Annotated in this window: 11 protein-coding genes; 8 read left to right on the top strand and 3 right to left on the bottom strand. The window is 70.0% G+C overall.

Annotation, left to right across the window (positions count from 1 at the left end; genetic code table 11):
• Positions 1-10 precede the first annotated feature (10 nt).
• Together lptF and lptG are read left to right on the top strand one after the other, a co-directional pair.
• Entirely contained in the window at positions 11-1099 is a 1089-nt protein-coding gene (gene lptF / locus ABD970_RS00600) for an LPS export ABC transporter permease LptF (protein ID WP_345293562.1), read from the top strand.
• Positions 1096-2208 (top strand): LPS export ABC transporter permease LptG, encoded by a 1113-nt coding sequence (gene lptG, locus ABD970_RS00595; RefSeq protein WP_345293561.1) that lies wholly within the window; start codon positions 1096-1098, stop codon positions 2206-2208. Before lptF ends, lptG begins: the two co-directional genes overlap by 4 nt.
• Before the next feature lie 81 nt (positions 2209-2289).
• Here lptG and ABD970_RS00590 read toward each other — a convergent pair whose 3' ends face one another.
• Entirely contained in the window at positions 2290-2787 is a 498-nt protein-coding gene (locus ABD970_RS00590) for an RDD family protein (RefSeq protein WP_345293560.1), read from the bottom strand.
• 45 nt (positions 2788-2832) lie between these two features.
• Here ABD970_RS00590 and xerD point away from each other — a divergent pair, with 45 nt between their 5' ends.
• The 3 genes from xerD to purL all read left to right on the top strand — a co-directional run bounded on the left by xerD (position 2833) and on the right by purL (position 8767).
• Entirely contained in the window at positions 2833-3786 is a 954-nt protein-coding gene (gene xerD / locus ABD970_RS00585) for a site-specific tyrosine recombinase XerD (RefSeq protein WP_345293559.1), read from the top strand.
• A gap of 130 nt (positions 3787-3916) precedes the next feature.
• On the top strand, positions 3917-4762 hold the full coding sequence (locus ABD970_RS00580; RefSeq protein WP_345293558.1) for a DsbC family protein: 846 nt from the start codon (positions 3917-3919) through the stop codon (positions 4760-4762).
• 72 nt (positions 4763-4834) lie between these two features.
• Complete coding sequence (purL, locus tag ABD970_RS00575; protein ID WP_345293557.1) at positions 4835-8767, top strand: phosphoribosylformylglycinamidine synthase; 3933 nt, start codon at positions 4835-4837, stop codon at positions 8765-8767.
• Between the two features lie 89 nt (positions 8768-8856).
• Here purL and ABD970_RS00570 read toward each other — a convergent pair whose 3' ends face one another.
• Positions 8857-11646 (bottom strand): HYR domain-containing protein, encoded by a 2790-nt coding sequence (locus ABD970_RS00570; protein ID WP_345293556.1) that lies wholly within the window; start codon positions 11644-11646, stop codon positions 8857-8859.
• A 111-nt stretch (positions 11647-11757) separates the two neighbouring features.
• Positions 11758-12426 (bottom strand): helix-turn-helix transcriptional regulator, encoded by a 669-nt coding sequence (locus tag ABD970_RS00565; protein ID WP_345293555.1) that lies wholly within the window; start codon positions 12424-12426, stop codon positions 11758-11760.
• 317 nt (positions 12427-12743) lie between these two features.
• Here ABD970_RS00565 and gspE point away from each other — a divergent pair, with 317 nt between their 5' ends.
• The 3 genes from gspE to xpsF are packed head-to-tail and all read left to right on the top strand — an operon-like array spanning position 12744 to position 16201.
• Complete coding sequence (gene gspE, locus ABD970_RS00560) at positions 12744-14474, top strand: type II secretion system ATPase GspE (RefSeq protein ID WP_345293554.1); 1731 nt, start codon at positions 12744-12746, stop codon at positions 14472-14474.
• Positions 14475-14519: 45 nt separating this feature from the next.
• A complete protein-coding gene (locus tag ABD970_RS00555) occupies positions 14520-14969 on the top strand; it encodes a hypothetical protein (protein WP_345293553.1) in 450 nt (149 codons plus the stop codon).
• Positions 14970-14983: 14 nt separating this feature from the next.
• The gene (gene xpsF / locus ABD970_RS00550; protein WP_345293552.1) at positions 14984-16201 is read left to right on the top strand and encodes a type II secretion system protein XpsF; all 1218 of its coding nucleotides are present in this window, start codon (positions 14984-14986) and stop codon (positions 16199-16201) included.
• Positions 16202-16313 lie beyond the last annotated feature (112 nt).

Raw genomic sequence — 16313 nt, 5'->3', positions numbered from 1 at the left:
AGGCTCCCGGATGCCGAAGCTCGACCGTTATTTGTTCCGCGAGTTCGCCGAATCCACGTTCGCGACGCTGGTGATCCTCATGATCGTCAGCCTGGGCGGCGTGTTTGCCGACGTGCTGGGGAACATCGCGCGCGGCCGCGTCCCGGCGGGCATGATGCTCTCCCAGCTGGGCCTGCAGGTCCTCAACTACCTGCCGCTGATCCTCCCGCTGGCCTTGATGCTGGGGCTGATGCTGTCGGTGGGCCGCCTATACCGCGATGCCGAGATGCCGGTGCTGATGTCGATCGGCGTCGGTCCGCGCCGCCTGCTGCGCCCCTTGCTGTTGCTCGCCGCCCCCATGGTGGTGGCGATCGCGGTGGTCTCGCTGTGGCTGGGACCGTGGGCCCGGCAGTTCTCGCAGCAGATGATCGACGAGGGCAACCGCAACCTGCTGCTGGCGGGGCTGGAACCGGGACGCTTCACGGAGCTGCCCGGCGGCGGGGTGGTCTACGTCGGCGGCATGTCCAACGACGGTTCGGGCCTCGCGCGGGTCTTTGTCTACCGCCAGCAGGACGACCGCATGGACGTCACCACGGCACGTACCGGCCGGCTGGATGTCGACGGCACCGAGCGCTACCTCACGCTCGACCAGGGCTTCAGGGTCGAGGGGCCGCTGGGCGCTGGCCTGGATTTCCGGTTGATGCGTTACAAGAGCAACGAACTGCGTTTGCCGGATGGCGAGGAGAAGGCGCTCGAGGACGACCCGGAGCTCGCCTCGACCCTGGACTTGCTCGGCGATCCGCGCCGCGAGGCAGTTGCGCAGCTGCACTTCCGGCTGGCGCCACCGCTGCTGGCCCTGGCCTTCGCGCTGCTGGCGGTGCCGTTGGCGCGTAGCCCGCCCCGGCAGGCGCGCTACGGGCGTGTGCTGGTCGGCTTCCTCGCCTACATCGTGGCGATGAACTTCACCTTGCTGGGCACCGAATGGGTGTCCAAGGGCGTGGTGCCGCAGGCGCTCGGATTGTGGTGGCTGGTGCTTCCGCTGCTCGCGGTCGCGGCCTGGATCTACTTCGGCGACGGGCGCATCAAGGCGCCGCGGTTCGTGACGAGGGTCGGCCGATGAAGCCGTTTCCCAAGATCCACGACACGTACGCGGCGCGCGTCGTGTTCGGGACCGTGGTGCTGACCTGGTTCGTGCTGGTCGGCCTCGACGCCGTGCTCGCGCTGGCCGACCAGCTCGGCAAGGTGGGGCAGGGGAACTACGGGTTCCTCAGTGCCGTCACCTACGTCAGCTACACCGTGCCGCGGCGGGCCTACACCATGTTTCCCACCGCGGCGGTGATCGGCACCCTGCTCGGTCTGGGCCAGCTCGCCGCCAGTTCCGAGTTGACGGCCATGCGCGCGCTGGGGCTGTCGCGGCGCCGGCTCAGCGTCTCCGTGGCGGCGCCGCTGCTGCTGTTGACCGGCTTGATGATGGTCAACGGCGAGACGCTCGGACCCATGGCCCAGCGCAGCGCCGACAGCCTGCGCGCCGCGGCCCGCTCCAAGGACATGATCGTGGCGCAGTACTCCGGCCTCTGGGCGCGCGAGGGCGACATCTTCCTCAACGCGCAGTCCGGTCGCGAACGCGCCGAAGGCGACGACACGTGGCTGGAGCTCAATGACGTCCGCCTGTTCGAGTTCGACGAGGAGGGCCGCCTCGAATCGATCGCCAACGCCGGCATCGCGGAACACCGCAGCGAAGGCGGCTGGCGGCTTCGCGACGTGAAGCGCACCTACTTCGACCCGCGTGCCGTCACCCGGACCGAGGTCATGGAGGAGCAGTGGGACTCGCAACTGGACGCCGCCGCGCTGGCCGCCAACGCCCGCAGCGTCTGGAACCCGCGATACATGACGGCGGAGGATCTGAGCAGCGGCATCGACTACCGCCGGCGCAACAACCTGGACGCCAGCGAATTCGAGGAGCATTACTGGGGCCGCTGGTTCTACCCGCTCAACGTGCTGGCACTGTGCCTGGCGGCGATGCCATTCGCGTTCGGCTCCCTGCGCAGCGGAGGACTGGGGCGCCGCCTGTTCATCGGCATCGTGTTCGCGCTCGGCTTCTGGCTGTTGCAGAACCAGGTGGTGCGGCTGGCGGCGGTGTACAAGTTCGACTACCGCATGGCCTACGCGGTGCCGCCGCTGTTGATGCTGTCGATCTCCTGGATGCTGTTCCGCAAGCGAAGCGGGTAAGCGAACGCGGGAATCAGGTGTCCAAGGGCACCTGCGGCGTTCGGGAGGCGGGGAGCTGCCGGTTGGCGCCATGCGGCAGCCTCAACCAGCCTTCGCCTCCCGCACCAGCCGGGTCCCGCTGCCACGGTCGTGCCACGCCAGGCGGTCGCGGTCGAGCCACGCCCACCAGAACCCGAGGCCGGCGGCGAGCAGGGACACCGTGCCGATCACGTACCGGAGCCACAGCGCCCCGGGCGTCGGCACGCCACCGTCCGGGGTGGTGACGCGCAGCCGCCACGGCCGCATCCCCAGCGTCTGGCCGCCGCGTCGCCAGCTCACCACGGCATAGGCGCCGCTGGCCAGCCAGCAGCTCGCCCAGAGCAGCCATTGCAGGGCGCTGAACGGCGCGATGTTCTCGTGCATGTCGTGGCCTGACGCAGCGTAGGCCAGGCTGAAGAGGAAGGAGAGCAGGAACCACAGTGCCGCGGCCGGCCACAGGTCGTAGAACAGCGCCAGCAGCCGCCAGCCGACCAGGGCGGGCGCGGCCTCGGCTTCGCCATCGGGACGGTCTGGGGCGGAATCCGGGGCGCGCTGGGCCATGGCCACAGCATAGCGGCGCCTTCCCTCGCTGGTTAAGCTGGATGCATGGCCCCGACCACGCCCGCCGAACGCCGCCAGCAGGCGATGCGGTTGCCGCCGTTGCGCGATGTCGATGCCGGGGCGATCCACGCCTTCGTCGATGCGCTGTGGTCGGAGTCCGGCCTGGCGCGCCAGACGCTCGACGGATACCGGCGCGACCTGGAGGGATTCGCGCGTTGGCACGACGGCCGCGATGGCGCGATCGCCGACGCGGGCAGGGCAGCGCTGTTCGACTACCTGTCCTGGCGCGCACGCCAAGGCTATTCGCCGCGCAGCAACGCGCGGCTGCTGTCGGCGCTGCGTGCCTTCTATGCGCATCGCCTGCGCCGTGGGGCGCGCCAGGACGACCCGACGGCACTGCTCGACCCGCCCAAGTTGCCCCGGTCCCTGCCCAAGGCGCTGGCGGAAAGCCAGGTCGATGCCCTGCTGGCGGCCCCGGACGTGGCCGCGCCCTTGGGGTTGCGCGATCGCGCCATGCTGGAACTGATGTACGCCTGTGGCCTGCGTGTCAGCGAGCTGGTCGGCCTGGCGGCCACGGCCGTGAACCTGCGACAGGGCGTGCTGCGGGTCAGCGGCAAGGGCGGCAAGGAGCGGCTCGTGCCCCTGGGCGAGGAGGCGCAACACTGGCTTGAGCGTTACCTGCAGCAGTCGCGCCCCGCGCTGGCCGGCAAGCGTGCCCATGCCACGCTGTTCCTGGGCGCGAAGGGCGAAGCGCTGACCCGGCAGGCGTTCTGGGGGCTGGTCAAGCGACATGCGGCCGCGGCAGGCATCGACCCGGCGCGGATCAGCCCGCACGGGCTGCGGCACAGCTTCGCCACCCACCTGCTCAACCACGGCGCCGACCTGCGGGTGCTGCAGATGCTGCTCGGCCACAGTTCCCTGTCGACCACGCAGATCTACACCCTGGTCGCCCGCGAGCAGCTCAAGCGGCTGCATGCCCGGCACCACCCGCGCGGCTAGCCGGGTTGATCCGAGGCGCGGCCGCGATCGCCGGACGGACGGGCCGCGGTTTCGGGGACCCGTGCGACAATTTGCCGGAACCCTGCGCGGCCCGGCGAGTCCAACGCCGCCCATCGAACCGGAATCCCAGATGAAATCCAGCCTCCCTTATTGCTTGTCCCTGTTGCTTGGCGTCGCCAGCCTGTCCGCGTGCGCCCAGTCGCCCGCGCCGGAGCGTGCGAACGGTGGCAAGGGCACGACGCCCGCCACGTCCGCCGATGCGCCGGCGGTCGAGGCGGGTACGCCGGATGCCCGCGCGCTGGCCGCGATCCGCACGATCAACGAGGAGATCAAGGTCGACCGCATCGCCGCGGCCCCCTTGCCCGGGTTCCGCGAGGTCGTGGTGGGTGGTCAGGTGCTGTACGTCAGCGACGATGGCCGCTATCTCGTCCAGGGCACGCTGTACGACGTCAAGGACAAGAAGGACCTGAGCCAGGTCGGGTTGTCGGTCGTGCGCCGGGAGCTGCTCGACACCGTGCCCACGAAGGACCGGATCATCTTCGCCCCGCCAAGCCCGAAATACACGGTGGCGGTGTTCACCGACGTCGGGTGCAGCTACTGCCGCAAGCTGCACCAGGAGATCGCCGAGTACAACAAGCAGGGCATCGCCGTGGAGTACCTGGCATTCCCGCGCATGGGCGTGGCCAGCGAGGACTTCAAGAAGATGGAGGCGGTTTGGTGCTCGCAGGATCGGCGCAAGGCGCTGACCGACGCCAAGAACGACCGCAAGGTCGTCGCCAAGCAGTGCAAGAACCCGGTCCGCATGCAATACGAGATCGGCCAGCGCGCCGGCCTGACGGGAACGCCGATGATCATCACCGAATCGGGCGTGCAGATGCCTGGCTACATGCCCCCCGAGGCGCTGCGCGCCGCACTCGACAAGCTCGCCGCGGAAGGCGAGGCCGGACCCGGGGCCGCGGTGGCGGGCGGGCACTGACCGGCACCGCGTCCCCGCCGGCGGCCTGCCGGCTTCGCTAGAATACCCAGCCCGCTCCACGGTCGATCCGGAATGATCGTTCTCGAGGGCCAACCGGCCCTGTCGCCGTTCCGCCGCGAACGGCTCGAATCCCGCCTCCAGGCGCACTCCCCCGGAATGCGCGTCCTCGGTGCGTGGCACGTCTACTGGGTCGAGTTGGCGCCGGGTGCCGAGCCCGACCGCGACGTCCTGCACCGCATCCTCCAGGCGGGCGCGGATCAAGCGCCGCTGGAGACCGGCGCGGTGTCGCGATTCGTCTCGCCCCGCCTGGGCACGATTTCCCCTTGGGCCAGCAAGGCCACCGAGCTGCTGCATGCCGCCGGCCTGCCGATCCGGCGCGTCGAGCGCGGGATGCGGCTGGACCTCGTCGGCTGGCCGGCCGACGCGGATGCGCAGGGGGCGGTGGCATTGGTCCTGCACGATCCGATGACGCAGTCCCTGCTCGCCAGCCACGGCCAGGCCGGCGCGCTGTTCGCCACGCCGGCGCGCGGCACCCTCGAACGTATCCCGCTGTCCGCACTGGACGAGGCCAACGCCCGGCTGGGACTGGCCCTGGCCGCGGACGAGATCGCCTACCTTCGCGAGCGCTACGGCGAGCTGGGGCGGGATCCCACCGACGTCGAACTGATGATGTTCGCGCAGGCCAATTCCGAGCATTGCCGCCACAAGATCTTCAACGCCACCTGGACCATCGATGGCGAGGCCATGGAAGCCGGCGGCGCCCCGGCGACGCTGTTCAAGATGATCAAGCGCACGCATGCGCACACGCCCGAGCACACCCTGTCGGCGTACAGCGACAATGCCGCGGTGGTCGAGGGCTACACCGCGAGGCGCTTCCGCCCGGATCCGGGCAGCCGCGCCTACCGGGCCGAAGCGGCCACCGAGAGCGCGTTCTGCATCAAGGTCGAGACCCACAACCACCCCACCGCGATCTCCCCCTTCGCGGGCGCCTCCACCGGCGCCGGCGGCGAGATCCGGGACGAGGGCGCGACCGGCCGCGGCGGCAAGCCCAAGGCGGGTCTGTGCGGGTTCTCGGTGTCGCACTTGCGCATCCCGGCCCTGCCGCAACCCTGGGAAACCCCACGCGCGTTGAATCCGCGCATGGCCCCGGCGCTGGAGATCATGACCGAGGGACCCCTGGGCGCCGCGGCGTTCAACAACGAATTCGGCCGCCCCAACCTGGCCGGATATTTCCGCAGCTTCGAGATCGACGAGCCCGGCGGCCCGACCCGCGCCTACGACAAGCCGATCATGCTCGCCGGGGGCCTGGGCGCGATCGACCGCGTGCAGGTGGAGAAGCGCCGACTGTCCCCTGGCGACGCAGTGATCGTGCTCGGCGGCCCGGCGATGCTCATCGGCCTGGGTGGCGGCGCCGCGAGTTCGGTTGCCTCCGGCGACAGCTGCGCCGACCTCGACTTCGCCAGCGTGCAGCGCGACAACCCGGAGATGGAGCGCCGCTGCCAGGAAGTCATCGACCGCTGCGTGGCGCTGGGCGAGGACGGCAATCCCATCCTCTGGTTCCACGACGTCGGCGCGGGTGGCTTGTCGAACGCCATCCCCGAGCTGCTCCACGACTCCGGCGTCGGCGGCGTCATCGACCTGGACCGCGTTCCCAGCGACGACCCCTCGCTGTCGCCCATGCAGTTGTGGTGCAACGAGTCCCAGGAGCGATACGTGCTCGGAGTGCCGCGGGAGCGGCTGGAGGATTTCGCCGCCATCTGCGAGCGGGAGCGTTGCCCGTATGCCGTCGTCGGCACGGCGACGGCCGAGGAGGTCCTGGTCGTGGGTTACGGCGCCACCGTCGACGCGGTCGGCGAGTCGCCCCCGGGCGGCACGCAGGCCAATGGAAGCCAGTGGGCGATCCACCTGCCCATGGACGTGCTGTTCGGCAAGGCGCCGAAGATGCACCGCGACACCGGGCATCCGGCAGCCGTGCGCTGGCCGGCCCTGGACAGCGCCGGGATCGACCTGCAGCAGGCCGGCTTGCGGGTGCTGGCCCATCCCACCGTCGCGTCGAAGAGCTTCCTGGTCACCATCGGCGACCGAACGGTCGGCGGGCTGACCGCGCGCGACCAGATGGTCGGGCCCTGGCAGTTGCCGGTGGCCGACTGTGCGATCACCGTGTCCGGCTTCGAGGGCTTCACCGGCGAAGCGATGGCGATCGGCGAGCGGACGCCGCTGGCGCTGCTCGACGCCGCCGCCGCCGCGCGCATGGCGGTGGGCGAAGCCATCACCAACCTGTGCGCGGCGCCCGTGGAGACGCTGCAACGCATCAAGCTGTCCGCCAACTGGATGGCGGCGGCCGGACACGAGGGCGAGGACGCCAAGCTGTTCGATGCGGTGCACGCCGTCGGCATGGCGCTGTGCCCCGAGATGGACCTGGCCATCCCGGTCGGCAAGGATTCGCTGTCGATGCAGGCGCAGTGGCCCGGCCCGGACGGCGAACAGGACGGCTCGGTGTCGCCGGTGTCGCTGGTGGTCAGCGCCTTCGCCGGCGTGGTCGACGTGCGCAAGCAACTCACGCCGCTGCTGTCGCGCGATCCGGAGACGGAGCTGTGGCTGATCGGCCTGGGCGCCGGCAAGCAACGGCTGGGCGGATCGATCCTCGCGCAGTGCCACGGCACGTTCGGCGGCGCATGTCCCGACCTCGACGACCCGCGGCGGTTGCGGGGGTTCTTCGAACTCATCCGCGAGGCGCGCGAGGCCGGGATGCTGCTGGCCTACCACGACCGCTCCGATGGCGGCGCGTTCGCGACCCTGTGCGAGATGGCGTTCTGCTCGCGCCTGGGCCTGGACATCCTGCTCGACGGTTGGGGCGGCGACCGCGCCGAAGACGTGTTCCGCACGCTGTTCAACGAGGAGCTGGGCGCCGTGGTGCAGATCGCGGTCGAGGACCGCGCGGAATTCGCCGACCTGGTCGCCCGTCACGGCCTGGTCGAGTGCGCGCAGCGCATCGCGCGGCCGACGGCGTCCCCGGCGGTGCGCGTCATCGACGAGGGCGAGACCCTGGCCAGCTGGCGATGGGAGGCGCTGTTCGACGCCTGGTGGTCGGTGAGCCACGCCATGCAGCGCCAGCGCGACAACCCCGATTGCGCCGACGAGGAACGCGAATCCGCGCGCCGCTTCGACGCGCCGGGGCTGCAGCCCTCACTCAGCTTCGATGCCGGCGAAGACATCGCCGCCCCATACCTCAACCTGAAGGACAAGCCGCGCGTGGCGATCCTGCGCGAGCAGGGCGTGAACGGCCAGGTCGAGATGGCATCGGCCTTCGTACGCGCGGGATTCGATGCCGTCGACGTGCACATGAGCGACCTGGTCTCGGGCCGGGCGTCGCTGGACGGCTTCACCGGCCTCGCGGCCTGCGGCGGCTTCAGCTATGGCGACGTGCTCGGCGCCGGCCGCGGTTGGGCCACGTCGATCCTGGAGCGGCCGGCCCTGCGAGAGGCATTCGCGGAATTCTTCTCGCGCGGGGACAGCTTCACGCTGGGGGTGTGCAACGGCTGCCAGATGCTGTCGCAGCTCAAGGACATCATTCCCGGGGCCGCGCACTGGCCGAGGTTCCTGCGCAACCGCAGCGAGCAGTTCGAGGCCCGGCTGGGGTTGCTGGAGGTGGTGGAGTCGCCGTCGCTGTTCCTGGCGGGGATGGCGGGGTCGCGGATCCCGGTGGCCGTCTCGCATGGCGAGGGCAGGGCCACGTTCCACGGCGACGCCGACCGCGACGCCGCGCGCGTCGCGCTGCGTTATGTCTCCGGCGACGGTGCCGAGGCACGGGACTATCCGGCCAACCCCAACGGTTCGGAGAACGCCGTCGCCGGCCTGTGCAGCGACGACGGCCGCGCCACGCTGATGATGCCGCACCCCGAGCGGACCCCGCGCCGCATCAACCTGAGCTGGGCACCGGCCGACTGGCCGGAGGATTCACCCTGGCTGCGGATGTTCCGCAACGCGCGGGCCTGGGTGGGCTGACGGTTCCCTAACGGGCGCGCGCGTCTCGCCAAAGCAAGAGGCCGACCCTTGCGGGCCGGCCTCTGCGGTGTTGTAACCGGCTGGATTCGTTATTTCTTGAACTGGAAGACCGCCTTCTGCATGGTGCCGTCGCGCAGGTTGATCTGCAGGATGCGGCAGCTGTTGGCCCAACCCTTGTCCGTCTTCCAGACATAGACGTACTGGCCGGCGGTGGCGTCGTAGCTCAGGCTGCTGCCACCCGCGTTGACAGTCTCGCTCAGCGTGATCTCCTCGGTGTAGCCGCCCATGCAGGCGACCGCACCCGAAGCGGGGGAACCCGCCACGAAGATGTCCAGGCCCTGGTTGCCGCCCAGGCTGAACTTCACGGGGATCGCACTGCCGGCCTTGACCGCGTTGATGACCGGGAAGTTGTCCACCGGGCGGTGGAAGCCGGTCCAGGCGTACGAGACGACCACGTCGAAGCCCATCGTCGCGGTATTGCCGCGGCTGTCGCTCGCCGAACAGGACACCCGGGTCCGTCCGACGGGGAAGCTGCTGCCGGAGGCGCGATCGCATGACACCGTGACGGCTCCATCCACCAGGTCGCGCGCGACGGGCAGTGGGAAGCTGACCAGGGCCTGCGAGTTACCCGACGCCACGGCCGGGGCCGGCGGCGTGTAGGGGTCGAACGACGGCGGCGTGGTGTCGACGACGGTGACGTTGAAGCCCCCGGTGCCGGTGTTGCCCGCCAAGTCCGTCGCCCTGCACGCCACCGGAGTGGTTCCCAGGGCAAACGTGCTGCCGGACGCCCGGGTGCAGGTCACCACCACCACGCCGTCGACGAGGTCCGACGCGGTTGCGGAGAAGGTGACGATCGCGCCCGAGGCCCCGGTGGCTTCGACGCCGGCGATGTTGCCCGGCAGGGTCAGCGTCGGCGGCGTCGTGTCGGTCACCGTGACGAGGCTGGTTGCCGTGCCGCAGTTTCTCGCCGCGTCGCAGGCGGTCCAGGTGATCGTGGTCGTGCCGACCGGGAAACTGGCCGGGGCGTCGTGGCCGAGCGAGACGACGCCGACGGCATCGGTCGCCGTGGCGGTGCTGATGTCCACGGCGGTCAGGAAGCCGGTGGCCTCGACGGTCGTGTTCGCGGGCGGGGTGACCGCCGGGGGCGTGGTATCGACCACCTGGACGCTGAAGTTGCCCGAGCCGGTGTTGTTCGCCGTATCGGTCGCGCTGCAGTTCACCATCGTCGGCCCGAGCTCGAAGGTGCTGCCGGAAGCCGGCGTGCAGTACACGACCAGGTCGCCGTCGACGATGTCGAACGCGGTCGCGGTGAAGTCAACCGGCGCGCCATCGGGGCCGGTCGCTTCGACGCCGGCGATGTCGGCGGGCAGGTCGAGGGTGGGCGGCGTGGTGTCGTGCACGGTGGCGGTGAAGGCGGCGGTGGACTCGTTGCCCGCGTCATCGGTCGCGGTGCATTCGACCGTCGTGGATCCGACGGGGAACAGGTCGCCCGAGGGCGGCACGCACACAACGGTCACGTCGGCGTCGACCTTGTCCGTGGCCGTGGGCAAGGCGTAGGCGAGGATGCCGCCGCCGAGGGCGTTGCCTTCGATCGCGATGTCGGACACGGGGCCGAAGTCCGGCGGCGACAGGTCCTGGACATCGACGTTGAAGCTGCCGGCCGCAGCGTTGCCGGCGCTGTCCTCGACGCCGCAAGACACCGCGGTCGCGCCCATCGGGAACTGGTGCGGCGCAGCGGGGGAGCAGGCGACCAGCGCGCCGAGGTCGCCATCGACGTTGTCGAGTGCCGAAACCGCGTACGCCGGGACCAGGGTGCCGGCGGCCGAGTCGGCGTCCAGCAACAAGTCATCGGGCAGGGTCAGCGACGGGGCGGTGACGTCCGCAATCATGAAGGTGCACAGGGCATCTACGTATTGGCCCTGGTCGTCGGTGACGCGCAATGCGACTTCGACGCCGCCGACCATGTCCAATCCCAAGGACGGGGCGGAGCGTTCGACCACGGGTCCGGCTTCACCCGTCAGGCTGAATCCCAGGCCTGCGTCCGCCTCGTTGACGAACCAGGCGTAAGTGAGGGCGCCGCCCTCGGGGTCGTAGGAGCCGGAGCCGTCCAGGCGCAGCGGTTGTCCTTCGCCGACCACGCTCGGGCAAGCCAGCGCGGCGAACGGGGCCAGGTTGGCGGCCGTGACGTTCACCAGCACGGTCGCCGATGCCGACAAGGCATTGGAGCGGGCGGTCACCCGGAACTCGAGCGTGTAGTCGTTGGCCGCGGCGGGGGCGACGAACTGCGTGCTGGCGGCGTTGGGCGTGGCCAGGGCCGCAGTCGGTGCGCCATTGGGCACCTGGGTCCAGGTATAGGTAATGGCATCCCCGTCCGGGTCGCTGCCGTTTGCGCTGAGAACGACGGTGTCACCAACCGCCGCCTCAGGCGGAGAGGCCAGGGGCGCGACGGCGGGTGGACGATCGACGTTGACGATGGTGACGGTGCCGGTGTCCATGCCCGTTTCCGTGCCCGTGCGGCTCGTGCAGGTGGCGGTCACCCGGAAGGCCAGGACGTCGCCCCCCGGCCCCACGGTCGGGGCGGTGAAGGAGGGTGCCAACGTATTCGCGTTGCTCAGCACGACGGCCGGCCCGGCCGTCTGCGTCCAGGCGACGCTTGCACCGCTGGGGATGGTGGTCCGGTTGGTTCCCAAGGTGACGACCACGGCAGCGTAGCCGGCCGCGGCGTCGTATTCGTTGAACGACACATTGCCCGGCTGCACCTTGATGCCGTTGACGAATCCGGGGCAGTTTTGCGCCATCGCCGGCGCCGCAATCGTCGAAAGGACCAGCAGCGTCGCAGCCGCGATCCAGCGGCCCTTGGCCGCGGATGGAAGTTTCATTCGGTATTCCCCCTGTTACCCGGCCGCCACCTTGGCAGTCAGGCAACGCACGTTAGGGACCGGGGCCAAACGGGTCATCGCCCATTTGGTGTATGCCGGCGCCCGGTGCGCTCAGGCCGACAGGCGGCGGCTGACCAGGCCGACGAGCGCCGCCTGGGAGTGGGTGCCGGTCTTCACCATCGCACCCTTGATCTGGGTGCGGACCGTGTGGATGGACCTGCCGGTGTCCCGGGCGATCTGTTCCAGCGAGCCAGTCGCCAGCAGGCGCACCGCGGCGCCGGCCTCGCCCGGGGTCAGGCCGAATTCCCGGCACAACCGCTCCAGCGGCACGGTGTCGGGCAGTGGGGCATGCGCTTCGATGAGTACCACTTGGGATACGGGGAGGTCGGCGCTGGCACCGAAGTCCAGGGCCTCCACGTGTAGTTGCAAGCCGGCAACCCCGTCGGCGCCCGGCAGGTCGATTCGCTCCCGATGCGCCGCGATGGCCGTGCCCGCACGCCGCAGGGCGCCATGCAGCGCGGTCGCGTCGTCCCCGACCAGCAGGAGGTCCTGCCGCAGGCGCAAGGGTCCCGGTTCCGAGAAGCGCTGCCGCGCGGCGGCATTGGCGTACCAGACACGGATCGGCCGACCCGGGACGACGAGCATCAGGGCTTGCGGCAGGCGATCGAGCGTGGCGCCGAAGGAGCGCGCCTGGGCGATCCAGCGCAACTGGTCCGCACGCTGCTCGCGGTGCTGGCGCCTCTCACCCGGTCTCGGCGGCTGGCTTGCAGGATCGGTCATCGATGCCACCATTTTGTATCCGCGGGCGGCGGCAGGGCGCAATCCGGCCACCCTAGCGCCTTGCCCTCCGAACGGAAAGCGATGGGGTGCCGACCGTCGGGATGCGTTTATGTCGTGCCGCCCCAAGCGGGGGGCCGGATGCGCGGGCCGAAGCGAGCCGTGTTGCGCGTGCTCCTGCGGACGCGCAATCTTGGCCCCCACCGGGAGCGCAAGCAGAGGGGCGCGCAGGCCGACCCGGAAAGACCGCTCCGGCCGCACCCCGGGGAAGGTGAGCGCGTCTGCGTCCTGCTAAAGTCGCCAACGGAAATGGAGGTCGCGTGAACGCAATCGTGAACGAAGCTGCGGGCGACGCCGCGCTGGAAACCAGCGCCGACGAGCGCGTGGTCGCCGCCCTGGTGCAGAGAGGCCGGCTGAAGGATGCGGACCTGGTCCGGGCCCGCCGCCTCCAGGAGGAGACCGGAGGCAGCCTCCTGACCCTGCTCGCGCGCCTCGGCCTGGTGTCCGAGCGCGACCATGCCGAGGCCTGCGCCCAGGTCCTGGACCTGCCCCTGGTCAGCACCAAGGACGCGCCCGACCTGCCGCCGGACGAGATCGCGCTGACGCCCAAGTTCATGAAGCAGTTCCACGTCGTGCCGGTGGCCGAGACCGAAGACCACGTCGAGATCCTGCTGGCCGACCCCCAGGATACCTATGCCGGCGACGCCGTCGCGCTGGCCACGGGCAAGCAAGTGCGCGCCAGCGTGGCGTTGCGCTCGGAAATCGACGACCTGATCGAGCGCTGGCACGGGCAGGGCCGGAGCGCCATGGGCGCGATCGTCGAGACCGCCGACGGCGACGGCGGCGGCGACGTCGACGATGTCGAGCACCTGCGCGACCTGGCGTCCGAGGCGCCGGTGATCCGCCTGGTGAACCTGATCATCCAGCGCGCGGTCGAGCTGCGTGCCTCCGACATCCACATCGAGCCGTTCGAGAACCGGCTCAAGGTCCGCTACCGCATCGACGGCGTGCTGGAGGAAGGCGAGAGCCCGCCCACCAACCTGACCGCCGCCGTCATCAGCCGCATCAAGATCATGAGCAAGCTCAACATCGCCGAGCGGCGGCTGCCGCAGGACGGCCGCATCATGCTGCGCGTGCAGGGCAAGGAGCTGGACCTGCGCGTCTCGACGGTGCCCACCGCGCACGGCGAGAGCGTGGTGATGCGACTGCTCGACCGCGAGACGGTGGTGTTCGATTTCCACCGGCTGGGCTTCACCGACAACTTCCTGCCGCAGTTCCAGCGCGTGCTCGAGCAGCCGCACGGGATCCTGCTGGTGACCGGACCCACGGGTTCGGGAAAGACCACCACGCTCTACACGGCGCTGAGCAAGCTCAACACGCCCGACGTCAAGATCATCACCGTCGAGGATCCGGTCGAATACCAGATCGAGGGCATCAATCAGATCCAGGCCAAGCCGCAGATCGGCCTCGACTTTGCCCACGCACTGCGCAGTATCGTGCGCCAGGACCCCGACATCATCATGATCGGCGAGATGCGCGACCTGGAGACCGCGCGCATCGCGATCCAGTCCGCGCTCACAGGCCACCTGGTGCTCAGCACCCTGCACACCAACAACGCCGCCGGCGGCATCACCCGCATGCTCGACATGGGAGTGGAGGACTACCTGCTGACCTCCACCATCAACGGCATCCTCGCCCAGCGGCTGGTGCGCAGGCTCGAGCCGGAGCACGCGGAGCGCTATCCCGCGTCCCCCGAGGAGATCGAGAAATTCGACCTGCGCCGCCACCAGCCCGAGGGCGAGATCTTCCTTTACCACCCGCGCGCCTCCGCGCTGTCGCCGACCGGCTACCTGGGTCGCACCACGATCATGGAGTTCCTGGTGATGAGCGACGCCCTGCGCCGCGCGGTGATGCGGCATGCGGGGATGGGCGAACTCGAGCAACTCGCCCGCGAGGCAGGCATGCGCACGATGTACGAGGACGGGATCCTCAAGGCGCTGGCTGGCGTGACCACCATCGAGGAAGTGCTGCGCGTCACCGAGGACGCCTGACCTCGGCGCCGTCCTTCCACGCGTGACGACCGGAACCCGACTGCCATGAACAAGACACTCCTTTCGGTCCCCCTGCTTGCCGCCTCGCTGGCGGCGGGGCCAATGCATGCCGCCGATCCCTCGGCCAAGGTGCTGGCCAGGGCGGAGATGCCCGAAGGGTTCGTGGTCGGCAGCGGAGATCCACCGCTGGGGCTGCTGGTGGAGCTCGAAGGCGAGGGCGTCGGCGCGAGCGCGGCCGCGGCGCCATCCGCCGCCAATGTCCTTGCCTCGGGGGTGGCTGGCGACGGCGAGGCGACCCTGTCGATCCGACACGACCTCGAGGTGTCGTTGAAGTTCGACCTGTACGTCTCCGAAGACGGCGAGCGCTTCCGTTACGCCAGTTCCTGCGCGGTCACGCCGGGCATCTCGAGCTTCGAACTCTGGCAGCATCCGGTGCGCGCCTTCGCGCTCGGAAACCCGCGCGTCGTCGACGCCGGAAAGCTGGCCTGCGACTGAGCGGCCCAGGACGCATGCCCCTTTACCGGTACAAGGCGCTCAACAACCGCGGCGAAACGCTCGACGGCCAGATGGAAGCCGCCAGCGACGGCGAGGTGGTACTGCGCCTGCAGGAGCAGGGACACCTGCCGATCGAGGCGCGGCTGGCCAGCGAGGCCGGGGGTGACGGGGCCTGGAAGACCCTGTTCAAGCCCAAGCCCTTCGCCGGCCAGCGGCTGGTGCAGTTCACCCAGCAGCTTGCGACGCTGCTGGGGGCGGGGCAGCCGCTGGATCGTGCGCTCACGATCCTGCTCGAACTGCCCGAGGACGAGACCGCCAAGCGCACGATCACCGATGTCCGCGACGCGGTGCGCAGCGGTACCGCGCTCTCGACGGCGCTTGAACGCCAGCACGGCACGTTCTCGCGGCTGTACATCAATATGGTGCGCGCCGGCGAGGCCGGCGGCAGCCTGCACGAGACCCTGCAGCGCCTGGCGGATTACCTCGAGCGTTCTCGCGCACTGCGCGCGCGCGTGGTCAACGCGCTGATCTACCCCGCGATCCTGCTGACGATGGTGGGGTTGTCGCTGCTGTTCCTGCTCGGCTACGTGGTGCCGCAGTTCGCCGCGATGTACGAAAGCCTGGACGCGACCCTGCCGTTCTTCACCCGGATCGTGCTCGGCATCGGCATGTTCGTGCGCGATTTCTGGATCGTGCTGGTGGCCATCCCGGCGCTGGCGCTTTGGTGGCTGGACCGCAAGCTGCGCGATCCCGCCTTCCGCGCCGCCTTCGACGACTGGCTGCTGCGGCAGCGGATCGCCGGGCCGCTGGTGGCAAAGCTCGAGACGGCGCGGTTGATGCGCACGCTGGGCACCCTGCTCAAGAACGGGGTACCGCTGCTGGTCGCGTTGGGCATCGGCCGCAACGTGCTGGGCAATCGCGCGCTGTCGGCGGATGTCGAGGCCGCCGCGGACGACGTCAAGAACGGCGTCGGCCTGTCGACGGCGCTGGCCAAGGGCAAGCGCTTCCCGAGGCTGGCATTGCAGATGGTGCAGGTGGGCGAGGAGTCCGGCGAACTCGACAGCATGCTGCTCAAGACCGCCGACACCTTCGACCAGGAAACCGGCCAGGCGCTCGACCGGATGCTCGCGGCCCTGGTGCCGGTGATCACCATGCTGCTGGCAGGCGTGGTGATGGTGGTCATCCTCGCCGTGCTGATCCCGATCTACGACCTGACGAACGTGATCGGGTGACGTCGCCGCCAGCCCGGTGGGGCAGTCGGCCCACCGGGCGCGATTCCCGGCCGATCGGCGCAAGCTGGGAAAAACCCGCATCCGCCACTTCGATCACAATAGACCCAGGCCC

The organism is Luteimonas vadosa, from assembly GCF_039543545.1.
Lineage (GTDB): Bacteria > Pseudomonadota > Gammaproteobacteria > Xanthomonadales > Xanthomonadaceae > Luteimonas > Luteimonas vadosa.
The sequence above is the reverse complement of the archived record's forward strand: the minus strand, read 5'-3'. Positions and strand labels throughout refer to the sequence as shown.